Origin of the sequence: Methylomonas rapida, from assembly GCF_024360925.2 — a bacterium.
Classification (GTDB): domain Bacteria; phylum Pseudomonadota; class Gammaproteobacteria; order Methylococcales; family Methylomonadaceae; genus Methylomonas; species Methylomonas rapida.
The window spans coordinates 1,551,724-1,572,530 of record NZ_CP113517.1 but is presented as its reverse complement, the minus strand read 5'-3'; the positions used below and the strand labels follow the sequence as shown (position 1 = coordinate 1,572,530).

Here is a 20,807-nt window from a genome sequence, read left to right as displayed (position 1 = left end):
CTTGATGAGATACTCCAAAACTACAATCTCCGGAAAAACGCGGGCTAGCGCCTCTCCAACGAAAAACCCCCGTCACAACGGGGGCTCAAAACGGCGGGATTATAAACCCAATTCACGGCAAATGTTTGTTTTATACGGCAATCCCGACCTGCAAGGCCTCGAACCAATCCAGGAAACGCTTGACGTCATCGCCTTTGAACATGCGCCCGTGCTGGGGTGCGAGGATGTCGATGTCCAGACTCCTGACCCGCTCTATCCAGGCCCGTTTGGCCTGATTGGATGGCATCCAGCGTTGGTGAAAGAAGCGCATTTTCTCGACATGCGCATCGAAGTTATCAACGAATACCGGCGTATTGGGCGTTTCCAGCGCGGCGCCGATGTCCCCGGAAAACAAAATCTTGGCTTGCGGATCGTAAAGATTGAAGTTGGCTGACGAATGCAGATAATGCGCCGGGATGATTTGCAACTCGACAGCCCCCAGATTGATCACGCCGCCGTTATCCGGAATCGCGACATATTGAATGCTTTCGCAACCAAAATGGCGTAAAAAGCCTTCCCACAACCCTGCCGCATGCAGTCTGGCATGCGGCAGGGCCTGATCCCACAAGCCCAACGAGGAGATGATATCCGGGTCTTGATGCGAGGCGAACAAATCGGTGATTTCGTCGACCGGCGCATGGTGCAGCACGGCCGCCAGCATCGGCGCGAACAATTCGATGCCGCCGGGATCGATCAACAGGCACCGGTTCGGGGTACGCACCACATACTGATTGGTGTCTATGATTTTTTCCGGCTTATACGGGTCGCGGCCATACATGATCCACTGGTAAGCGCCTTCGTAAATTTTGGTCATTTTCATGGATGGCAACACCTCTTGGCCAGGATTCGAGTTGAGCGGATTTTAGTCATCGGTATTGATGATACTCAATGCGCTGCGGCATTTATGCACTTTGTCGTGGATGATCTGCGCGGCATGATCGACGCTTTCCGCCACCGCTTGCAGGCTTTGCAGGTATTCGCCCGCCTGCGAGGCTTCGATGCGGGAATTGGCGGCGATCACCCTCGCCGCCCGTGCCGGATGCATCACATCGGCCAATTGCGCCAATAATTCGGACACGTGCCGACCAAACTGCCGCCGGCAATCCTCTCGCCGTTGCCGAGCCTGCTGCAGGGAATGTCTTAGGGATTCGGCATACGGCGCGCCGGCGGCGTTAACGGCCACTTTTTCAAATCGCAGACAGGCTTCCGACATACGATGCTCTTTGACCGTCAACCGGTAGAGTTTCAATGCATGTTCATTGATGTCATTGACCAATTCTATGGTCTCTTTGGCCAATTCATTGATGAAGTCCGTGATCGGCTGAAAGCCCTTGGCCTTTTCGCCGGCCCTGAACGCAATGGCCTTCGCATTGGCGGCAGCCAGCGATATTTCCTTGGCCACTTCCATCACGGCGCTCAATTCGGCCGCGATCGACGCCACCGCGACGAACTGCGATTTATGCTGATTGACAGGCGTATTCATGGTTTTTCACTCAACAAAGGCAGCGGCAAGCGCATTAGCATAATCCACATTACAAGCGTCCGCACCCATTAGCTGTCTGCTTGATAGCGGGTAGGGTCGGCCACGCCCAACGCATCGAATCCGGCCTTGCGTAAGCGGCAGGCATCGCAACGCCCACAGGCTCGCCCTTCCCTATCCGCGGCATAACAGGATACCGTGCCGGCATAATCCACGCCGAGCCGCAAACCTTGCTCGATGATTTGCGCCTTGCTCAAATCGATCAATGGCGTATGAATCGTGATGGTCTGCCCTTCGACGCCGGCCTTGGTGGCCAGATTGGCCATATCTTGAAAGGCCTTGATGAACTCTGGACGACAATCCGGATAGCCGGAAAAATCGACCGAATTGACCCCGATGAATACGTCATGCGCGTTCAACACCTCGGCCCAACCCAGCGCAAACGACAAAAAAATCGTGTTACGGGCCGGCACATAAGTCACCGGTATGCCCTGCTGCGGCGACATGGGCACGTCGATATGCGCATCGGTCAATGCCGAACCGCCTATGCTATCCAAGCCTAAGTGTATGATCTTGTGGTCCAGCACCTGGTAATGCCGCGCGATCTGCTTGGCTGCTGCCAATTCGGCGTTATGGCGCTGGCCATAATCGAAACTCAAGGCGTAACAAGCATAACCTTGCTGTTTTGCATAAGCCAGCACCGTAATGGAATCCAGGCCGCCCGACAGCAAAATGATGGCATTCTTACCCATGCCACTATGCATGACCTCGCGGTCATTTTCCTCGCGCATCATCCCAAAGATATTTATGTAATTGAATTTGAAAACGAACGGGCAATTGATCCCGCAGGATACTGTCAGCCAATTCGGTGGGCGACATCACCCCCATCACCGGCGAAAACAACACTTGGCAACGTTGCGCCAATCCATGTTCCAGCAACTGCTGTTTGGACCAGGCATAATCAGCTTCGGTAGCAATCACGAATTTGACCTGGTCTTGCCCGGTCAAATATTGAATGTTGCCATATAGATTACGCTGCATCTCGCCAGAACTGGGTGTTTTTAGATCGAGCACTTTGACGACGCGGGGATCGACAGCCGAAACATCCAACGCGCCACTGGTTTCCAGCGAGACGGTATAACCTTTATCCAGCAATTCAACCAGCAATGGCAGACAAGCCGGCTGCGCCAGCGGTTCGCCACCGGTTACCGTCACATAAGCGGTATCGTAGCGTTGTACCTCTTGAATGATGTCCGCCAGCGTCCACTTTTCGCCACCACTAAAAGCGTACTCAGTGTCGCAATAGTTGCAACGCAGAGGGCACCCAGTCAAGCGAATGAACACGGTCGGCAATCCGACCGTGCTGGTTTCACCTTGCAGGGAATAAAAAATTTCGCTGATACGCAGCGACACAACTGTAGTCACGTCTATTGCGGCATTTGCGCCAATTTTTTCGCCGCCAGATGCGCGGCCGTACTGCTTGGATAGCTGGTGGTAACGCGGGTCAGGTAATCGCGCGCCTTGGCCATGTTCTGCTGATCGAACTCGATGTAACCCAATTTCAACAAGGCATCTGGCACTTTGGTGCTATTGGGGTACTGGCTGACCACCTTGCCGAAAGCCGTGCGCGCCTTGTCGAAGTCGCGGTTGATTTTGTAAGCCTCTCCCAGCCAATATAGCGAGTTATCGCCGTATTCCCCGTTCGGAAAATCCGTTTGCAAGGCCTCGAACAATTTGATTGCTTGCGCATTGTGGCCGTTACGCAAGGTATCGTAGGCTTCTTGATAGCGCTCCTTCTCGCCGGCTTTGTTTGCGGTTGATGCCGGCGCGTCAACCGGTTTGGCCTCGGCGGCCGCTTGCGCTGCCGTGGCGGCCGGTACAGCTGTTGCTGTTGCTGGAGTTGCCGTCGCAGCCTGCGGCGCGGGCGTTGCCGGTGTCGCCGGCGCTGCGGCTTGACCGGCTTCCGCCCCCGCGGCAGGTGTCGGGGCCGCTTGCGCGGATGCTGCCGGATTGCTGGTCAGCATCTGTATTCTTTCATCCAGGTCGGAGTACATGTTGCCCTGCTTGCGCTCCAAATCGGCTATGGTTTGCGCCTGTTCTTCGACCATCCCTCTCAACTGCTGCACTTCCGTCTGCAACTGCTCCAGTCTGCCGAGTATCTCGTAAATCGCGCTATCGGAAGCACCCGCTGCGGGCGCGCCGTAAGCCGCATTTCCTTGATAGCCGGAATCATTGACCGGCAGCGCTCGGGCCTGGGTACCGACACCCAGGCCCGCGCATAGCATCAAGAGCGCGGTTTTTCTCATTGATAGCCCACTTCCACGCGGCGGTTCATTTGCCAGGCCGATTCACCACTGCCTGAAACCGCGGGCTTTTCTTCACCATAGCTGACGATTTCCAATTGGCTGGCGCTGACACCTTGAGCGCGCATCATTCTTTCGACGGATTTTGCCCGTTGCTCGCCCAACGCAATGTTGTATTCGCTAGAGCCGCGTTCGTCGGCATGACCCGCCAAGATCACGCGTTGTTGCGGATGCGAGGACAGATATTGGGCATGAGCCGCGATGACAGGCACGAACTCCTGTCTGACCTGACTGCTATCCAATTCGAAGTAAATGACTTGTTTGGACAACGGATTGCTCGGATCGCTGAATTCTGGCCCCAAATGCGCGCCGGAACCGGAACCATAGCCGGCGCCGGCATTGTAGCCGCTACCGGAACCGAACTGGCTGCCTGACATGGAACCGTCGTTATAGCCGCTGGTTGAAGCGTCGGTGCCTTGCGCCGATTCGGTCAAGCTATCTTCCTCTTCGGTGGAGCTACAACCCGTTGCCAATATCGCCATCATTGCCAAGGCCAAAAAGGTTTTATTCAATTTCATACATCATCTCCAAAATTTAAAATCAAAACGAAAAAATAGGTTCAATCGGTTTATGGCGCCCAAGCCGGCTCTCTGACGCTGCCACTTTGAAAATCCAATTTCTGCTGCATCGCGCCATCGGTGGACACCACGGACAGCACCGAGTGTCCGCCTTTGTTCGCCGCAAACAAAATCATGCTGCCATTCGGCGCAAAGCTCGGTGACTCATCCAGTCCACCTTCACTCAGTACATTCACGGTGCGGGAGGCTACATCCATCACGGCGATGCGATAGCTACCGCCGCTGCCATTGACCATCGCCAAGCTTCTGCCGTCGGGTGAAAAACGCCCCCTGGCGTTGTAATCGCCCTGGAACGTCAAGCGCGTCGCCCGGCCACCCGAACTCGGAATCGTGTACAGCTGTGGTTTGCCGCCTTGGTCCGAGGTAAATACGATGGTGCTGCCATCGGGCGACCAGGTCGGCTCGGTATCGATGGACAAGCCCGAGGTCAAACGGGTCAAGCCTTTGTTGGCCAGATTCAGCACATAAACATCCGGGCTGCCGTCCTTGGACAAGGTAATCGCCAGGCGGCTGCCATCGGGTGAAAACGCCGGAGCACCGTTGATGCCTGGATACGCTGCCACGCTTTCGCGCTGACCGGTCGCCAGGGTTTGCACCCAAATTTCCGAGCGTTTGGTATGGAAGGACACGTAGGCGATTTTCGAGCCATCGGGCGACCAGGCCGGCGCCATGATGGGTTCGGGCGACTCGGCTATCGTGCGCGGGTTGTAACCGTCGGCATCGGCGACCTGCAGCATGTATTGCTTGCCGTTGCCACGCGCAGCGCTGGTCACATAGGCGATGCGGGTATTGAAAGCGCCCTTGCGTCCGGTGAGTTTTTCATAGATCAAGTCGCTGATATGATGAGCCGCGCGGCGCAATTCGTTGGCGCCCGCCGTCAAACGGTAGCCCATCAGCAACTGGCCGTTATGTACGTTGAACAAATGAAACTGAATATTGAAGCTACCGCCATTGCCAAGCACCTGACCGATGACCATGTAGTCCTGACCCAATGCCTGAAAATCGCGAAAATTGACCTGCGCGGGATCGCTCGGCTTGGTCAGCATGTCCTCTTCCGGCAAGGTCTTGAAAAAACCGCTACCCGCCAAATCTGAATCGATCACATCGGACAGTTTTACATTACCTACCGAACCTTTCTGCGCAAACGGCACGACCGCAATCGGCACCGCCGTTTGCGCGCCCTTGGTGATTTCGATGGTCAAGCCTTCTGCCCGCGCCGTGCCTACCAAAGACATCAGCAAACCGATGATGAAAATTTTGCTTGTTAACTTCATTCTATTTTTTCCGCTTGGGTTATTCCGGTTTAAACACGAACGTAAACACTCTAAAGCTCTGATTGAACAAAGCCCTATCCTGAGGCACGGGCAACGGCGCGGCCTTTCTGACTGCATTTTCCGCCGAACGATCGAAAATCGGGTCGCCGCTGCTGCTGACGACCACGGCATCCATCACTTCACCACTGGGCAGCAATTTTACCTGAATTGTACATTTCAAACCCTGCGTGGCTGACATCGGTCTGGTCCAGGCACCATTGACCTTGTTTTTGATCAATTCAGCAACACGCGCTTTTTCGGACTCTGCTGCTGCCGCAGCCGCCGCTTGTCGTTCTTGTTCAGCCTTCGCCGCTGCGGCGGCTTCGGCTTCTGCTCTGGCTTTCGCCTCCGCTTCGGCCTTGGCTTTAGCCTCGGCAGCTGCCTTCGCCTTGGCATCTGCTTCCGCTTTGGCTTTTGCCTCCGCTTCTGCCCTGGCCTTGGCTTCAGCTTCCGCTTTAGCCTTGGCGGCTGCTTCGGCTTTTGCTTTCGCATCGGCATCAGCCTTAGCTTTGGCGGCGGCCTCCGCCTTGGCTTTTGCTTCGGCCTCTGCTTTTGCCTTTGCCGCCTCGGCTTTCGCTTTGGCCTCTGCGTCGGCCTTGGCTTTCGCGGCCACTTCAGCCGCTTGCCTTTCTTTTTCTGCTTTCTCGGCTTTAGCCTTGGCTTCGGCTTCGGCCTTGGCAGCTGACTCAGCCTTGGCTTTTGCATCGGCTTCAGCTTTAGCCTTGGACGCCGCTTCGGATTTTGCCTTGGCGTCGGCGTCGGCCTTGGCTTTTTCAGCGGCCTGCTTTTGTTGCTCGGCTTTGGCTTGCGCTTCGGCCGCTTGACGTTGCTTTTCGGCTTTTTCGGCCGCCAATTTGGCCACCCGTATTTTTTCAGCTCTTTCTGCCTCGGCTTCGGCTTCCGCCGCTATCCTGGCTTTTTCTTCAGCCGCCTTTTTCTCGGCCTCGGCTTTTACCTTTTGCTCGGCGGCCTTTTTTTCTGCTTCAGCCCTGGTTTTCTGTTCGGAGGCTTTCGCTTCGGCTTCCGCCTTAGTTTTGGCGGCCGCTTCGGCCTTGGCTTTTTCGACGGCTAGCTGTTTTTCTTTTTCGGCCTTGGCTTCAGCCGCTTTTTGCTCCTGCAGTTTTTGTTCCTGTGCCTGCTTTTCCGCTTCCAGCTTTTTTTGCTTTTCCGCCGCCTCCCTGGCTTGCTTCTCTTCCTGCAGGCGTTTCTCCTTGGTTTCCTGCAGCTTGCGCTCTTCTTCCAGACGTTTGGCTTCGAGTTGCTTTTGTTTCTTTTGCTCCTCCTGTGCCTCTTGTTTGCGTTTTTCCGCGATTTCCAACGCCTTTTTTTCTTCCAGTTGCCGTTGCTCCCTGGCTTGCTTCAGGGCTTGTTCTTCGGCCTTTCTGGCAGCTTCCAACTGCTGCTGATGATCCACCTCGGCTTGGTGCTTGCGCTCTTCGACTTGTTTCAGCCGCTCGGCCTCGGCATCGATTTCCGCACCATCCAATACGGTGGCTTCGATAATGTCGGCCTGTGGGCTAGGTTTCGTCTGCTCCGGGGAACTGCTGAAACTGAAGCCAAACAATAAAACGATAGCGAGATGAAGCGCTAACGCCAAAAAAAATGAAGGTCCAAATTTCCTCATGTCAAATAGGAACCTATTTCTCCGGTGGCGGGGCTGTCATCAAACCGATCTTGGGCGCACCGGTTTTTTTCAGTTCGACCATCACTTTGACGATACTGCCGTAATCGACTTCGTGATCCCCCCTGACATACAACTGCGCTTTAGGATTATTTCTAAATACCGCCGCCACGCGGGTTTTTACCGTTTCTGCGTCAACGGGCGTTTCGGCTTCTTCATCGCCATTACCCACATCAACATATAAGCTGCCGTCTTTCTTGATCGATACGATCACCGGCGTTTGGTCTTGCAAATCGACAGACTCGGCCTCGGCCTGCGGCAAATCAACATCGACGCCGGTTTGCACCAAGGGCGCCGTGATCATGAAGATCATCAACAATACGAATGTGACGTCGATGTAAGGTACGACGTTGATTTCCGCCATCGGCCCGCGCTTTTTACGCGACCTGCGATTGCTTCCGCCACTGACATTCATTTGCTGTGCGCCTGTCTTTGTAACAACACGACGAATTCGTCGATGAACAACTCGTAACGGCCGGCCAGCCTATCCAGGCGGGTGGAAAAGCGGTTGTAGGCGATAACCGCCGGGATCGCCGCGAACAAGCCGATCGCGGTAGCGATCAAGGCCTCGGAAATGCCGGGCGCCACGTTGGCCAGCGTGGCGTTTTTGATTTCCCCTAACGCCCTGAAAGAATTCATGATACCCCACACGGTACCAAACAGACCGATATAGGGGCTGGTGGAGCCCACGGTTGCCAAAAACGGCAAGGTTTCATCCAATCTATCCAATTCCCGTTGCAGCTCGATGCGCATGGCCCGTTGCGCGCTTTCGACTTGCACCACGGGCTCGACCTCGCCTTTTTGCCGCATCCGGGCAAACTCGCGGTAGCCGGCCAGGAAAATTTTTTCTATGCCTTCCGGATCGAAGCGATCGCTGGACATTTTTTTATACAGCTCGGCCAAGCCAAGCCCAGACCAAAACTCGTCTTCAAAATCGTCGGTAATCGAAATGGCCTGATTGAGTTCCTTACGTTTGCTGAAGATGAACGTCCATGAGGCGAGGGATGCCGCAAGCAAGATAAACATCACAAACTGAACGACAAAACTGGCTTCTTTAACCAGATGCAGGATGGACAAATCGGTATTCATTTAGGTTAATTGCTCCAACATGGCAATGGGAATGGGTTTGGGTTTCATGCTTTGCGCATCGAGACAGGCTATACGTATCGTTCCGTTACATAACACATCTTGCTCGCGAGTGATGGACTGCTCAAAAACCAGACTGGCTTTTTTGCTTTCAATGATTTTAGCGCTAACCTCTATCTGCTCGTTGAAACGAGCCGGTTTCAAATAATCGACGCTGATCGAACGCACGACGAAAATGACGCTTTCCTCGCTGAGCAAGCGGTCTTGTTCGAAGCCCGCGCTGCGCAGCATTTCGGTGCGCGCACGTTCGAAAAACTTCAAATAATTGGCGTAAAACACCACACCGCCGGCATCGGTATCTTCGTAATAGACCCGAACCGGCCAGCTAAATTCTTTCATCCGCAACGGCAAATCATTCAAAGTTCAAAAATATCGTCGGTACTGGCTTGTTGCCGGGGCGGCTGCAAGCCAAAATGGCTGTAGGCTTTGTGCGTTACTACCCGCCCGCGCGGCGTGCGCATGATAAAACCTTGTTGCAGCAAATAGGGTTCCAGCACATCCTCGACCGTTCCGCGTTCCTCGCTGATTGCAGCCGCCAAGGTATCCAGTCCAACCGGGCCGCCCTGGAAATGTTCCATCATCGCCAGCAATAATTTTCTATCCAGCATGTCGAAACCTTGCTGATCGATTTTCAACATTTCCAGCGCCTGCTGGGCAATCTCGCGGGTTACGGTGCCATTGCCCTTCACTTCGGCGAAATCTCGCACACGGCGCAGCAAACGATTGGCGATACGCGGCGTGCCTCTGGATCGATGCGCGATCTCATCGGCCCCGCCGCCATCCATGCCTATACCCAGCATCAGCGCGGAACGCCTGACGATGCTGGACAATTCTTCGATGCTGTAAAACTCCAGACGCTGGACGATGCCGAAGCGGTCGCGCAACGGCGATGTCAATAAGCCGGCCCGCGTCGTGGCGCCTATCAAGGTAAAAGGCGGCAAATCCAGCTTGATCGAACGGGCGGCGGGACCTTCGCCTATTATAATATCAATCTGGTAGTCTTCCATAGCCGGATATAGTACTTCTTCGACCGCCGGACTGAGTCTATGGATTTCGTCGATGAACAAGACGTCATGCGCCTGCAAATTGGTCAGCAAAGCCGCCAAATCCCCAGCCTTATCCAGCACCGGACCGGAAGTCTGGCGAATATTGACATTCATCTCCGCGGCGACGATGTTGGCCAGCGTGGTTTTGCCAAGGCCAGGTGGGCCGAAAATCAATACATGATCCAACGCCTCGGCACGACTGACCGCCGCCTGGATGAAGATTTCCATCTGCTGGCGCAATTCCTTTTGTCCGACATAATCCTTCAGCCGCTTGGGCCGAATCGCCCGATCCAGACGCTCCTCGTCGTTACTGCCCTGCGCGGTGATCAACCTGTCGCTTTCTATCATTTAACCGCGCCCCGCAGCGCCAAGCGAATGATGTCTTCGCAGCTTTTGTCGTCCGCTGCCACGGCCTGCACCATTCTCGATGCGTCTTGCGGCTTGTAACCCAACGCACACAAGGCGGCAATGGCTTCCTGCCTGGGGCTATTCCCCAGCGGCGCCGGCACGTGCGAACGCTCCGAAGACGCGCCCGCGGTATTCAATTCCGGCAAACGCCCGCGCATTTCCACGATCAAGCGCTCCGCGGTTTTTTGCCCGACGCCGGGCAAACGCACCAGAGCCTTGGTATCGTTGTCGTTGACGCAGCGATAAAACTCTTCCACGCTCTGACCGGACAGAATCGTCAGCGCCAGCTTGGGTCCGACGCCGTTGACCTTGATCAAGGTCCGAAACAACATGCGTTCGGTCTCGCTGGCAAACCCGAACAGGATATGCGCGTCTTCCCGCACCACCAAATGCGTGTACAACTTGACCTCTTCGCCCAGCGCCGGCAGATCGTAAAACGTCGTCATCGGCGCTTCTATTTCATAGCCCACGCCATGGACGTCCAACAACAATTGGGGTGGCGACTTTTGCATCAATGTGCCGCGCAAGAATCCGATCATGCCAAAGCCTTTTGCAAGCGCAACGCGGTTTGCTGGTAATGATGGTGGCACAAGCCAATCGCCAGCGCATCGCTGGCGTCGATCTGCATCTCGCCTTGGATGCTCAACAGAATTTTGACCATGTGCTGAACTTGAGCCTTATCGGCGTTACCCTTGCCGACCAGGGCTTGCTTGACCTGGCGCGCCGCGTATTCGAACACCGGCAAATCCTGGTTCAAGGTCGCGCAAATGGCCGCGCCGCGCGCCTGGCCCAATTTCAAGGCCGAATCCGCGTTTTTATGCATGAATACCTGTTCTATGGCCATCTGGCCGGGTTGATACAAGGCGATGATTTCGGTGACACCGTCGAAGATTTGCTTCAGGCGCGCCGGAAAGTCCTCCGCTCGCACCCGGATGCAGCCGCTGGCGACATAACGTACACCGCGTGGCGTGATTTCCAACACGCCGTAGCCGGTGATGCGCGAACCGGGATCGATTCCGAGTATCCTAGTCAATGTGTTTGCGATAATTAAACGGTTTAGCCGGCGCCAACGGCATCCATGATGTCGTCGCTGATGTCGGCGTTGGTATAGACATCCTGCACGTCGTCCAGATCTTCCAATCTATCGATCAGTTTCAGCATCTTTTCCGCCGCCTCGGCATCGAGCTCGGTCTTGACGTCGGCATGCATCGTCACTTCGGCGTTTTCGGGCTGCAAGCCCGCGGCAACCATGGCTTCCTTGACGTTCAGGTAATCTTCCGGACTCGTGAACACATCGATCGAACCGTCGTCATTGGTGACGACGTCCTCGGCACCGGCTTCCATCGCCGCTTCCATCACCACATCTTCATCGGCCTCATTGGAAAAGCTGATGATGCCGACTTTGCGAAACAGATAGGCCACCGAACCGTCGGTACCCAGATTGCCGCCGTGCTTGGAGAAGGCGTGACGCACATCGGCCACGGTACGGTTGCGATTGTCGGTCAAGCAATTGACCATCACCGCCGTGCCGCCGGGTCCATAACCTTCGTAGCGCACTTCTTCATAAACCACGCCATCAATCGCGCCGGTGGCTTTCTTGATGGTATTGTCGATGGTATCGCGCTTCATGTTGGCGCCCAGCGCCTTGTCGATCGCCGAACGCAAACTGGGATTGTTCGCCGGGTCACCGCCGCCCGAGCCTTTTGCCGCCACGGTAATCTCGCGAATCAGTTTGGTGAATATCTTGCCGCGTTTGGCGTCCTGCGCGCCTTTACGGTGCTTGATATTGGCCCACTTACTATGCCCTGCCATTTTCTCTCTCTAACGCGTTAAAAAACATGGCATTTTATCATCGTCATGGCGACTTATCGACCCCGGTTACAACACATGCGGCAAAATGGCCGTCAACGAGCTATCGGCCACGAATACATCGGCCTGTTCCTGCACCAGGGCGCGCGCGACCACGCCGCCAAAACCGATCATATAAGCCCCTGCCTGCTTGGCTTCGAGATCGGTCTTGCCATCACCTATCATCACCAAAGAAGCATGATGCATTCTGAGGCGGCGGCAGACCCGGGCCTTGCCACCACTGACCGCCAATGGCGACTGCCGGGCAAAATCGACATAATGCCCTGCATCATCGAACAGCACATCCACCGCATGCACATGATCTTCGGCAATGCCCAGCAACGCCGCCAGCGGCAAAATCGCCTGTCGCAAACCGCCGCTGATGATGTGAATCTGTTTGCCGTTATCCAGCAGCGTCTTGACGGTTTCGGCAACGCCTTCGACCATTTCAGCGATGTACAGATCGGCCAGCCAATCGATCGCGGCCTTGTCGGGCTTGATCAAATCCAGGCGATGACCGTAAACCGCTTCCAGCGCCAGCTCGCCGTTCATCGCCGCATTGGTCAAGGCCGCAACCTCTTCGAACAAACCGCCACGTCGGGCCAGTTCATCGATACCTTCGACGCGACTCAAGGTGCTGTCGCAATCGAAACAAACGACCTCGAAACTCATAGCACGATCTGCCTCGCCGTCTGAACGGCCGGCACGTCACAAACCGCCTTCAAAACCTCATCACTCAAAGGATCGGACACGCTGATCACCATCATCGCCAATTGATTTTCGTCCGCGATGCTGACCTGCATGCGCGTGATGTTGATATTGGCCTGCCCCAACTTGGAACTGATTGCCGCGATCACACCCGGCTTGTCCTCATGCCGTGTAATCAGCAAGGTTCCTTCGGGCACCACTTCGATTTCGAAATGATTGATGCTGACCAAGCGGGGATGATGATCTCCCAACAAGGTTCCGGTCAGCGAAATGGTCTGATCGATACAATGCCCGGTAATTTCGATCAAGGATTGATAACCTTCCGCCTCTTCGGTTTGCGATTCGACCAAGGCAATGCCTTGACGCTTGGCGATATTCTCGACATTGACCCGATTCACCGGCGTCGAAAACTGCCCGGCCAGCAAGCCGACCAGAGCCTCGCTGGAAATGGGTCGAATATTGCCCAGCGCCGCTTTTCCGTAAGCCGCAACTTCCAGCCTTTGGATAGGTTGATCGAGCAAACCGAACATGACCTTGCCCAAGATATGTGCCAGATTCATGAAGGGTTGCGCCTGTTTCAATTCTTCCGCGGACAAGCGCGGCAAATTCAACGCATTGACGGCTTCGCCGGTTTGCAGGTATTTGACCACCTGGCGGGCGATTTCCACGCTGACCGCGACCTGAGCCTCTTTCGTGGAAGCCCCCAGATGCGGGGTAAACACGACATTATCCAAAGCCAATAAAGGCGAATCCTTGGGAGGCTCCTGCGCATATACGTCCAGCGCCGCACCGGCGATGCGGCCGTCCTTCAGGGCTTGATACAACGCCGCCTCATCGACCAAGCCGCCACGCGCGCAGTTGATCAACCGCGCGGATTTTTTCATCATCGCCAATTGTTCGGCACCAATGATATTGCGGGTTTTTTCCAGCAACGGGCAATGCAGCGTCAGATAATCGGCCTGCTTGACCAAGGTGTCCAGATCGACCATTTCGGCGCCGTATTTTTCAAAGATTTCCGGTGCCACGAAAGGATCATGCGCAATCACGCGCATGCCCAGGCCGACGCCGCGCTGGGCCACGATGCGACCGATAGTGCCGAAGCCCAGGATCGCCAGCGTCTTATGTGCGATTTCGGCACCCATCAATTTGGCACGTTCCCATTTGCCTTCGCGCACGGACTGATTCGCCAGCGGCAGATTCCGGCTCAACGAAAACATATGCGCGATCGCCAATTCCGCGGTCGTAGTGGCATTGGCATCGGGGGTGTTCATCACGATGACGCCCTGCTCCATCGCCGCCGCCAGATCGACATTGTCGACCCCGATGCCGGCCCGGCCGACTACTTTCAACTTCTTCGCAGCTTGCAAGACCTTGGTGCTTACCTGAGTGTCGCTACGAATCAGTAGCGCGTCGTACTCGGGAATGATTTCACACAGAGCCTCTTCGGCCAGTCCGGTCTGGATATGTATTTGAATGCCTTCCTGCTCATTCAGAAAATTGATGCCGTCGTCTGCCAGCTTGTCGGAGATCAGTATCTTTTTCATCGTCATGACTTGGGATAATTGGATAAGATGCCCATCTTAACAGTTTTACCATTTCCGCCGTAATCCAGATCAGCAACAATCTGCCATCGTACGACTATCCCATGAACATCAAACAAGCAACCGGCATTTTCCTGTTTATCGGCCTGTTAGCCGCGGCCGTTTGGTATTGGCAAACCCAAACGGTACGCGTCGCGCCAGCCGTGAGCTTTACCACCATCAAAGGCGAAAATCTGTCTCTGCCGACCTTAAAAGGTAAACCGGTCATCGTAACCTTTTGGGCCACCGATTGCCCCGGCTGCATCGAAGAAATTCCGCAGCTGGTAAGCCTATATCAGCAATATAGCCAACAAGGCCTTAACATCATCGCGGTTGCGATGCATTACGACCCGCCCAATCATGTGCGGGAAATGGCCGAATCCAAAAAACTGCCTTACGCCATAGCCCTGGACCCCAGCGGCGAATTGGCGCAAGCCTTCGGCAACGTGCAACTGACGCCGACCACGTTTCTGATCGACAAAGCCGGCAACATCATCATGGAAAAAGTCGGAGTGTTTAACCTGGCAGACATGAAACGACGCCTCGAATCCTTGTCTTGACGCCAACCAAAAAACTTGCTCGCAAGTTGAAACAAGTTTCGAATCGATCACCCCTGGTTTGCGTTCAATCGCTGCCCACCGGCAAAGGCGAAGGAAAAACAACTTGATTAGCCCCGACCCACGTGCGAGGGAACTTCACGACGACCGCCGAAGCCTGAGGTATATTGCTCGCCCATTATTAATCAGCGTTGAATTCATGCTCCACAAGGCTCTTCGTAACAAATGAGCGTGTAAAAAATATTTGCTTGCAAAGCCAATGTGTAACACAATATGGCCTCGTTGGTGCTATTGACTGAGGTCCATAGCAATAGAGACGACCGATTCAAGGAAAGTAAATACTGATTGATTTCAGTTTTTTACGAGTGACCGAAGACAGCCACTTCCAAGAAAAAATGCGCCAAAAGCGCATCCAGGGCTTGAATCCCTCTCTTGCTGCCACCAACAGTTAGGAAAAAATTAGTTGACAAGGAAGTAAATAGCATTTAGAATGCTCAAATCAATTAGGCGCCCGTAGCTCAGCTGGATAGAGTACACGGCTACGAACCGTGCGGTCGGGAGTTCGAATCTCTCCGGGCGCGCCATTGATAATCTTACCGAATTAATCCCCTGTAGCTCAGTCGGTAGAGCGGGTGACTGTTAATCACTAGGTCGGCGGTTCGAGCCCGTCCGGGGGAGCCAAATAAATCAAGGGCTTAGGCAGAAATGTCTAAGCCCTTTTTTATTGCGTGGTCACTTTTATGGTCACTTTGTTTTTCACTCAAATCCGAAAAAAATTTCGTACTTGATCGAAAAAGATAAGGCACCAAACGAAAAATAAGGTTTGAATGCAGTTGTAAGTCATCAAAGTGTTCCGACATCTTCTTTTTTTACCCTCCTTTCATAAAATTCTTTGATCTGGCTTGCAAGCCACATTTGTGGATTTCGAATTACCGGTGGAGGAACCTCGCCTGCCTTCCTCATTCGCCAAAACTGAGTCCGAGTCACGCCCAATTTTTCAACCATGTCGTTAATTTTCAGAAATTCCTTTTCTTTTGCCGTTGTATTTTGCTCGGATTCAATGTTCACTGGATAACCTGATTACAATGAGTTGTTGCAAACGCCGCAGCGTTCCACCTGGTCTTCTCTTGCGTTCAACAGCACCCAGGCACGACAATGCGGGCATGTTGAAACCTGCACTTTTTTATCCTTGAGGTCTTCAGAGATAACCCATGCCGCTGAAAAATCAAGGTTTCCGAATGGGTAGGAATGCTTATAGGCATCAAAGGCGGTTATCACTGCTTGGATTTGATCATCGGCCGACTTACTCGCTGCCACCCGATAGCACACCGCAAACAGCGTAACGTCCTTGTATTTCCGCCGACTTCCAGTCAACCCGAGTGTTGAAAACTTGATTGAGCCTGGACTGGGCGAACGACCATGCAATTGTCGATAAGTCTGTCTTAACGGCTTGATGGGAATGCCAGTCACTTGATGCACGATTTTTACCCTGGCATGGCGTTTGAGCAATTCAATGGCGAGTGTTTGCTGTTGATACTTTTTCAGCATTGCCCCCCCCTCAGCAGATCGAGCCGGTTAAACCGAGCATGGCTTCCACTATCGGCGGCTGTTCTTTATTGATGTTCATCAGGAACTGACTGGAAAACCGTGGAGTGAAGCAAAGCCAATTGGAGCGAGCGATGAACTGAATGTCTTCCAAGGACAAATGACCGAGTGCTGTTCGCATGGTGTCATCCGTAATTCCCAGCACTAATTCCGTCAATACTGGATTTTCCCGCGCGATCTCTCTGGCCTTGATCAACCAAGTTTGATTCATGGTGTATATCTCTTCGTCGCACCCTTGGTGATTGATCGCTGTCAGTTTGTCGAAATAGTCGTCCAAGCTTTTGAATGCAGATTGCAGCCGAATTTCATTGGCGTCACTCAAGTTAATGACTATAAGTTTCGATTTCAAATAATCGGCGCCAAACTCAGCAATCAAAGGAAAAAATAATTCCTGAAAAAATCCTTGGGTAATGGTGCTGACGTCCTTAAAATCAATGGTCAATATTTGCTGATTGGCAAAGCACTCGCGTGCGAGCCTAGCTAGGTTTTTGCCATGTAAGGGCTGCGGTATTTGGGAATCAGTGGCTGTAATGACAGCAATATGCATGCGACTTCTCCTTAGTAGCGGATGGATGATCTCCAGGCTGAGTGATGTAATTAATTTGGTTTTTTGGATTTTGCAGAGGCCCAGCGTCGTCGTCCCGAGCGATCGGTCCAAACATCGCAGATTGGGCATCGGCTAAAGGTTGCATTCGGGTGAATCACGCTGAGAAAACGTGCTTTGCAACGTGCGCAAACAGTGAAGATCAAATCACCGGCTAAGAGCATGCTGCTTAAAGACCACGCCCTATTGATGTCTAACGTGAACTGTCTTGTTACAGGGGGTATTGCTTTAGGCCCGATGAATATTTGTGATGCGATGTTTTTATAAAGGCTAAAGGCATCAACTAATACCTGAGCTGTAGCATGTTGAATAGATAATCGCCGCCGAATATCATCGAGAATGCCCAAAAATATCGACGCGTGAATATTGCGGCCCGCGGACTGAATGACCCATTGGTGATCATGAGGTAGCATGCCTTGTTTGGGTGAGCATCCTTTTACTGATTTGTACAAGTCGATACTTTGTTGCCGTGACAATCGACAAAGTTGACTGACGATAGGTGGACGAGCGCCAAGCTGGATCAATTGCTCAGCTAAAACCCAGTGGTTGGCAAAATTTGAGGCTCTTTTAAATGGCACTGTTTTCATCGGTCCGTTCCGAAACCAAGGGTTGAAGTAAATCCACGTAGGTGCCCATGGAAACGCCACTTGGAACGAAGATCGGCAATAGCCGAATAACCGCTCTGCTACTTTCAGCTTGATCCCGAAGTTGCTCCAGCGTCATGTCTGCAAGTTTTTCTATATGGTTTTTGTCCAAGCCAAATCGCCATGCTGTTTCTGCTGGGTTGCTGCGAGCACATTCCCTGGCTAGCATGAGATATTCGAAATTCAAACGGCTAAGATCTTCATCCAGTGTTGACATAGACGCCTCATAGTTGATTAATGGCTGTTGTCGGTATGCTAGGAGGTCAAAGCAGAAAAGTCCCGTTCGCAAGGTGACCTGTTTTGGGTCACAAACCTCTGGAAGCCTTGATAGCTCTGCATTGGAGCTGCTATTGATTAATGGTCGTAACGTTCTTCTCTTGGACTTTGACCGCTGGATGAATGCGGAAACGCGAAACGCGTACATGAATCCATTGCATGATTTCGATATTTCTCTGCTCTCGCTTCTGCTTCCAGCGTTACTTGCTGTTGCAGAACAAGCTTTTTCTGGTGCGCCAACTAAATTCACATAGTTAAAAATCATTTCGGTATTACCCAAACCTTGAATTGTTATGGAGGACATTGTTATGAATCGACAAAGCGCAAACCAGACTGCAACGACCGATTACCTGGTTTGGGGTGGTTTATGCGTGAGGTAATCCAATGCCTGATTGATTGGTTGGACAGCGAAACAAGCGATGAAAAAGGTCACCGCATATTGCGCGCGTTAGCTCAGGAATCGTTAAAGAAAGCGGATTTCGATGAGTCGAAGCGACGGTTCACAGCCGAAGAAATCGTCGCTGCCGTTGGAGACTCGATAGGAAGTGCGGATCCGAAAAAGTGGATCGATTGGCCGGGGTTCTTGAAAAAATATTGCGAAACTCGCGAGGGGCAAATTATAGAGTTTGCTCGTAAACACGGCCTACCTGATTACCCGAAACCGGAACGAAAAAGTACAAAGGGCGGTCCGGGAAAACTCACCACGTTTTATATCAAAGCCGAGCGGGTACCAGAGATCATCGAGGATGAACAAGCCATTGATGAGCCTCAAGTGGCCATACGCAACACAGCTGAACTGAAAGCCAATTACCAAATGACTGAATTGGGTGAGGTTAAACCGAGTTGGATCGCGAGTTGGTTATTTAGAGATGGACAAATCAAATTGCGCCAATGGCATGTCTGGTGCCTACTGGGCTGGCTAGCGACAATCGGCGGACTTGCAGTGTTAATTGCCTATGCCGGATGGCTATCCTTATCCGAACCAAGGCCCGTTACGACGCGCGATCTGACATTGCTTGTAAGTATTTTTGTGATTCCTTATGGTGCCTGGGTCACTATCATCAAGCCATGGATATTATTGTTGGACGATCGAATCGTCGTAGCCCATGAATTATTCACAAATTTTTATGAACAATCTGCACAGTTCGAATTACTCAGGGATGGCGATTTACGAGTGGTGCGGTTAGTTCGGTATTCAGCGGCATGCCCAATTTGTGGCGCCACCGTTTATCTTGAAAAAGGCGAACCAGATTATCGGCGAAGGTTGGTAGGTCGATGCTATGAAAGTCCTCGAGAGCATGTGTTTAGTTTCGATAGAATCACGCGTTGTGGGCGGCTGCTGGTTGATCGTTAAGTTTTATGAAAGTGCAACAACGACCCAAAGGCGACAGTTGGTTGAACATCCAATTGACCGCTTATGGATAATAAGCTAAATGTTCGTTTGTGGAAGTAGGTTGGGGTTTAATGATTATAAAACCCAGCTTAGAAGCTCATATGTTTTGTCATCCAGAAATCATTTATTGAATACAACGCCCACTTTATTTCAAGGTATTTTCTGGGTTTCGCGTTGCGCTATCCAGTCTACGGCACTAAATACGTTTAACAGATTTAGGGTTAGGGAACCTCTGATTAATTCGTTATCCCAAACTTCAGCATCAATTAAATCAATAGGTTGCGCATCGATTTTTCTTGAAAAACTGCATTAATCAGAGGTTCCTTAGGGGGTGTTTGGTTTTTATTGAGTTTTTATGCAACAAAGCCCTCTTGAATACTAGTCCTCAGACTCCATATTTCGGGTTTGCGGCAATCAAAAATAAAAAAGGGATAGATTTGCCTTGATGTTCAACATTGTCATAAAAAATGGATACGAAGAAAGTAATAGGGACAGAAGACGCTAACTTTTATCGACTAACTAAGCAAGGGAAACATGGCAACTACTGTAACAGCAGCATTTAATGAGTTTTTGAAAGACAAAGTAAATCTAGATAGCAATAAAGTTTCAACAGCACGGAGTAGTAGGAATAGCCTTATAGATGAAATACATAAACTTCCGTCAAAAGATTCCTCATTTCCAGACTTGTATTCTGACAAGGATATAAACTTTGGCTCTTTCGAAAGGAAAACAAAAAAAAGGCCTCTTGATGATATTGATATGATGATTTGCTTGAATGCAAAAGGATCAACTTATTATGAATACTCAGATAGAATAGAAATCACGGTAAATCCTGATGCTAAGAACCTAAAGGCATTGTGTAATCTGTCAACAGATACACTCAATTCAGTAAAAGTAGTAAATAAGTTTGTAAGTGGATTGAGCAATGTTCCAATGTACAAAAAAGCCGAAATAAATAGAAGGCAAGAAGCCGCCGTTTTAAACTTAACAAGTTATGACTGGAATTATGATATTGTTCCTTGCTTTTTTACAACTGAAAATATTTTAGGAAAATCATATTACTTGATCCCTGATGGTAGTGGTAACTGGAAAAAAACAGATCCAAGAATAGATAGAAAAAGAACATCAGATATTAATCAAAAAAACAATGGAAATGTTCTTAATGTTATAAGGATTATGAAGTATTGGAATAAAAGGCCAACAATGCCTTCTATGTCATCTTATCTTATTGAAAACATGATATTGAACCATTACGAATACAAAACAGACGCAAGTCAATATGTTGATGTGAACCTGCCTGAAGTGTTTCTTTATATAAGTAATAATATTCATTATTCTGTTAATGACCCAAAAGGCATACAAGGGAATATAAATACATTAAGCTATGAAGATAGGATAAAAATACAAAATAGGGCAAATTTAGACTACCAAAGGTCTTATGAAGCGAGAAGACTTGAAGATGAAAATAAACACAAAGAATCGATAAATAAATGGAGAGAAATTTTCGGCCCTGAGTTCCCAACTTACGGATAAAAAAA

General features: G+C 51.6%; 25 protein-coding genes and 2 tRNA genes. 5 read left to right on the top strand and 22 right to left on the bottom strand.

The genetic code is table 11. The annotated features are described in order from the left end of the window. Positions 1–130: 130 nt before the first annotated feature. The 17 genes from NM686_RS07500 to serA form a co-directional block, all read right to left on the bottom strand. Positions 131–859 (bottom strand): oxygen-binding di-iron domain-containing protein, encoded by a 729-nt coding sequence (locus NM686_RS07500; protein ID WP_255187252.1) that lies wholly within the window; start codon positions 857–859, stop codon positions 131–133. A gap of 42 nt (positions 860–901) precedes the next feature. Beyond that, positions 902–1,522, bottom strand: a complete 621-nt coding sequence (locus tag NM686_RS07495; RefSeq protein WP_255187251.1) for a hypothetical protein — start codon at positions 1,520–1,522, stop codon at positions 902–904. A gap of 68 nt (positions 1,523–1,590) precedes the next feature. Then, positions 1,591–2,271: a 7-cyano-7-deazaguanine synthase QueC gene (gene queC / locus NM686_RS07490; protein WP_269022660.1), complete on the bottom strand. Its 681-nt coding sequence runs from the start codon at positions 2,269–2,271 to the stop codon at positions 1,591–1,593. A gap of 22 nt (positions 2,272–2,293) precedes the next feature. Beyond that, positions 2,294–2,944 (bottom strand): 7-carboxy-7-deazaguanine synthase QueE, encoded by a 651-nt coding sequence (gene queE / locus NM686_RS07485; protein WP_255187249.1) that lies wholly within the window; start codon positions 2,942–2,944, stop codon positions 2,294–2,296. 2 nt (positions 2,945–2,946) lie between these two features. Next, complete coding sequence (ybgF, locus tag NM686_RS07480; protein ID WP_255187248.1) at positions 2,947–3,825, bottom strand: tol-pal system protein YbgF; 879 nt, start codon at positions 3,823–3,825, stop codon at positions 2,947–2,949. Continuing rightward, positions 3,822–4,400 (bottom strand): peptidoglycan-associated lipoprotein Pal, encoded by a 579-nt coding sequence (gene pal, locus NM686_RS07475; protein ID WP_255187247.1) that lies wholly within the window; start codon positions 4,398–4,400, stop codon positions 3,822–3,824. Before pal ends, ybgF begins: the two co-directional genes overlap by 4 nt. A gap of 50 nt (positions 4,401–4,450) precedes the next feature. Further along, positions 4,451–5,734 (bottom strand): Tol-Pal system beta propeller repeat protein TolB, encoded by a 1,284-nt coding sequence (tolB, locus tag NM686_RS07470; protein ID WP_255187246.1) that lies wholly within the window; start codon positions 5,732–5,734, stop codon positions 4,451–4,453. Positions 5,735–5,753: 19 nt separating this feature from the next. Further along, on the bottom strand, positions 5,754–7,370 hold the full coding sequence (gene tolA / locus NM686_RS07465) for a cell envelope integrity protein TolA (RefSeq protein WP_255187245.1): 1,617 nt from the start codon (positions 7,368–7,370) through the stop codon (positions 5,754–5,756). Positions 7,371–7,410: 40 nt separating this feature from the next. Next, on the bottom strand, positions 7,411–7,818 hold the full coding sequence (tolR, locus tag NM686_RS07460) for a protein TolR (protein ID WP_269022656.1): 408 nt from the start codon (positions 7,816–7,818) through the stop codon (positions 7,411–7,413). Positions 7,819–7,865: 47 nt separating this feature from the next. Further along, positions 7,866–8,543: a protein TolQ gene (gene tolQ / locus NM686_RS07455; RefSeq protein ID WP_255187243.1), complete on the bottom strand. Its 678-nt coding sequence runs from the start codon at positions 8,541–8,543 to the stop codon at positions 7,866–7,868. Next, entirely contained in the window at positions 8,544–8,939 is a 396-nt protein-coding gene (ybgC, locus tag NM686_RS07450) for a tol-pal system-associated acyl-CoA thioesterase (protein ID WP_255187242.1), read from the bottom strand. It abuts the gene before it with no gap. Between the two features lie 17 nt (positions 8,940–8,956). Continuing rightward, positions 8,957–9,991 carry a Holliday junction branch migration DNA helicase RuvB gene (ruvB, locus tag NM686_RS07445; protein WP_269022927.1) on the bottom strand — a complete coding sequence of 345 codons (1,035 nt, stop codon included), beginning with the start codon at positions 9,989–9,991 and terminating at the stop codon, positions 8,957–8,959. Beyond that, positions 9,991–10,593 (bottom strand): Holliday junction branch migration protein RuvA, encoded by a 603-nt coding sequence (gene ruvA / locus NM686_RS07440; RefSeq protein WP_269022654.1) that lies wholly within the window; start codon positions 10,591–10,593, stop codon positions 9,991–9,993. The genes ruvB and ruvA overlap by 1 nt, the downstream gene beginning before the upstream one ends. Next, positions 10,590–11,087: a crossover junction endodeoxyribonuclease RuvC gene (gene ruvC / locus NM686_RS07435; RefSeq protein ID WP_255187239.1), complete on the bottom strand. Its 498-nt coding sequence runs from the start codon at positions 11,085–11,087 to the stop codon at positions 10,590–10,592. The genes ruvA and ruvC overlap by 4 nt, the downstream gene beginning before the upstream one ends. 23 nt (positions 11,088–11,110) lie before the next feature. After that, on the bottom strand, positions 11,111–11,866 hold the full coding sequence (locus NM686_RS07430) for a YebC/PmpR family DNA-binding transcriptional regulator (protein ID WP_255187238.1): 756 nt from the start codon (positions 11,864–11,866) through the stop codon (positions 11,111–11,113). A gap of 66 nt (positions 11,867–11,932) precedes the next feature. Beyond that, positions 11,933–12,574 carry an HAD-IB family phosphatase gene (locus NM686_RS07425; RefSeq protein ID WP_255187237.1) on the bottom strand — a complete coding sequence of 214 codons (642 nt, stop codon included), beginning with the start codon at positions 12,572–12,574 and terminating at the stop codon, positions 11,933–11,935. Continuing rightward, positions 12,571–14,154: a phosphoglycerate dehydrogenase gene (gene serA / locus NM686_RS07420; protein WP_255187236.1), complete on the bottom strand. Its 1,584-nt coding sequence runs from the start codon at positions 14,152–14,154 to the stop codon at positions 12,571–12,573. Before serA ends, NM686_RS07425 begins: the two co-directional genes overlap by 4 nt. Before the next feature lie 101 nt (positions 14,155–14,255). Between serA and NM686_RS07415 the strand changes: the two genes are divergently transcribed. The 3 genes from NM686_RS07415 to NM686_RS07405 all read left to right on the top strand — a co-directional run bounded on the left by NM686_RS07415 (position 14,256) and on the right by NM686_RS07405 (position 15,428). Then, positions 14,256–14,750, top strand: a complete 495-nt coding sequence (locus NM686_RS07415; RefSeq protein WP_255187235.1) for a peroxiredoxin family protein — start codon at positions 14,256–14,258, stop codon at positions 14,748–14,750. A gap of 504 nt (positions 14,751–15,254) precedes the next feature. Beyond that, positions 15,255–15,331, top strand: a tRNA-Arg gene (locus NM686_RS07410). A gap of 21 nt (positions 15,332–15,352) precedes the next feature. Continuing rightward, positions 15,353–15,428 (top strand) — tRNA-Asn (locus NM686_RS07405). 162 nt (positions 15,429–15,590) lie between these two features. Here NM686_RS07405 and NM686_RS07400 read toward each other — a convergent pair. From NM686_RS07400 to NM686_RS07380, 5 genes are read right to left on the bottom strand one after another with little or no spacing between them, the layout of a single operon-like run. Beyond that, the gene (locus tag NM686_RS07400; protein ID WP_255187234.1) at positions 15,591–15,815 is read right to left on the bottom strand and encodes a helix-turn-helix transcriptional regulator; all 225 of its coding nucleotides are present in this window, start codon (positions 15,813–15,815) and stop codon (positions 15,591–15,593) included. Positions 15,816–15,827: 12 nt separating this feature from the next. Next, positions 15,828–16,295: a FlhC family transcriptional regulator gene (locus tag NM686_RS07395; protein WP_255187233.1), complete on the bottom strand. Its 468-nt coding sequence runs from the start codon at positions 16,293–16,295 to the stop codon at positions 15,828–15,830. Between the two features lie 10 nt (positions 16,296–16,305). After that, complete coding sequence (locus NM686_RS07390) at positions 16,306–17,010, bottom strand: STAS-like domain-containing protein (protein ID WP_269022650.1); 705 nt, start codon at positions 17,008–17,010, stop codon at positions 16,306–16,308. Next, a complete protein-coding gene (locus NM686_RS07385; protein WP_255187231.1) occupies positions 16,950–17,543 on the bottom strand; it encodes a FlhC family transcriptional regulator in 594 nt (197 codons plus the stop codon). The genes NM686_RS07390 and NM686_RS07385 overlap by 61 nt, the downstream gene beginning before the upstream one ends. Further along, positions 17,524–17,817: a flagellar transcriptional regulator FlhD gene (locus tag NM686_RS07380; protein ID WP_255187230.1), complete on the bottom strand. Its 294-nt coding sequence runs from the start codon at positions 17,815–17,817 to the stop codon at positions 17,524–17,526. The genes NM686_RS07385 and NM686_RS07380 overlap by 20 nt, the downstream gene beginning before the upstream one ends. Positions 17,818–18,243: 426 nt before the next feature. Between NM686_RS07380 and NM686_RS07375 the strand changes: the two genes are divergently transcribed. Both NM686_RS07375 and NM686_RS07370 read left to right on the top strand, forming a co-directional pair. Then, complete coding sequence (locus NM686_RS07375; protein ID WP_255187228.1) at positions 18,244–19,230, top strand: hypothetical protein; 987 nt, start codon at positions 18,244–18,246, stop codon at positions 19,228–19,230. 573 nt (positions 19,231–19,803) lie between these two features. Continuing rightward, positions 19,804–20,802 (top strand): hypothetical protein, encoded by a 999-nt coding sequence (locus NM686_RS07370; RefSeq protein ID WP_255187227.1) that lies wholly within the window; start codon positions 19,804–19,806, stop codon positions 20,800–20,802. The last annotated feature ends 5 nt before the right edge of the window (positions 20,803–20,807 follow it).

Bases quoted from the DNA above. Each gene is read 5' to 3' on its own strand.
- NM686_RS07500 (WP_255187252.1), bottom strand. From the start codon at position 859: ATGAAAATGACCAAAATTTACGAAGGCGCTTACCAGTGGATCATGTAT.
- NM686_RS07495 (WP_255187251.1), bottom strand. From the start codon at position 1,522: ATGAATACGCCTGTCAATCAGCATAAATCGCAGTTCGTCGCGGTGGCG.
- queC (WP_269022660.1), bottom strand. From the start codon at position 2,271: ATGGGTAAGAATGCCATCATTTTGCTGTCGGGCGGCCTGGATTCCATT.
- ybgF (WP_255187248.1), bottom strand. From the start codon at position 3,825: ATGAGAAAAACCGCGCTCTTGATGCTATGCGCGGGCCTGGGTGTCGGT.
- pal (WP_255187247.1), bottom strand. From the start codon at position 4,400: ATGAAATTGAATAAAACCTTTTTGGCCTTGGCAATGATGGCGATATTG.
- tolB (WP_255187246.1), bottom strand. From the start codon at position 5,734: ATGAAGTTAACAAGCAAAATTTTCATCATCGGTTTGCTGATGTCTTTG.
- tolR (WP_269022656.1), bottom strand. From the start codon at position 7,818: ATGGCGGAAATCAACGTCGTACCTTACATCGACGTCACATTCGTATTG.
- tolQ (WP_255187243.1), bottom strand. From the start codon at position 8,543: ATGAATACCGATTTGTCCATCCTGCATCTGGTTAAAGAAGCCAGTTTT.
- ybgC (WP_255187242.1), bottom strand. From the start codon at position 8,939: ATGAAAGAATTTAGCTGGCCGGTTCGGGTCTATTACGAAGATACCGAT.
- ruvA (WP_269022654.1), bottom strand. From the start codon at position 10,593: ATGATCGGATTCTTGCGCGGCACATTGATGCAAAAGTCGCCACCCCAA.
- NM686_RS07430 (WP_255187238.1), bottom strand. From the start codon at position 11,866: ATGGCAGGGCATAGTAAGTGGGCCAATATCAAGCACCGTAAAGGCGCG.
- NM686_RS07425 (WP_255187237.1), bottom strand. From the start codon at position 12,574: ATGAGTTTCGAGGTCGTTTGTTTCGATTGCGACAGCACCTTGAGTCGC.
- serA (WP_255187236.1), bottom strand. From the start codon at position 14,154: ATGAAAAAGATACTGATCTCCGACAAGCTGGCAGACGACGGCATCAAT.
- NM686_RS07415 (WP_255187235.1), top strand. From the start codon at position 14,256: ATGAACATCAAACAAGCAACCGGCATTTTCCTGTTTATCGGCCTGTTA.
- NM686_RS07395 (WP_255187233.1), bottom strand. From the start codon at position 16,295: ATGCTGAAAAAGTATCAACAGCAAACACTCGCCATTGAATTGCTCAAA.
- NM686_RS07385 (WP_255187231.1), bottom strand. From the start codon at position 17,543: ATGAAAACAGTGCCATTTAAAAGAGCCTCAAATTTTGCCAACCACTGG.
- NM686_RS07380 (WP_255187230.1), bottom strand. From the start codon at position 17,817: ATGTCAACACTGGATGAAGATCTTAGCCGTTTGAATTTCGAATATCTC.
- NM686_RS07375 (WP_255187228.1), top strand. From the start codon at position 18,244: ATGCGTGAGGTAATCCAATGCCTGATTGATTGGTTGGACAGCGAAACA.
- NM686_RS07370 (WP_255187227.1), top strand. From the start codon at position 19,804: ATGGCAACTACTGTAACAGCAGCATTTAATGAGTTTTTGAAAGACAAA.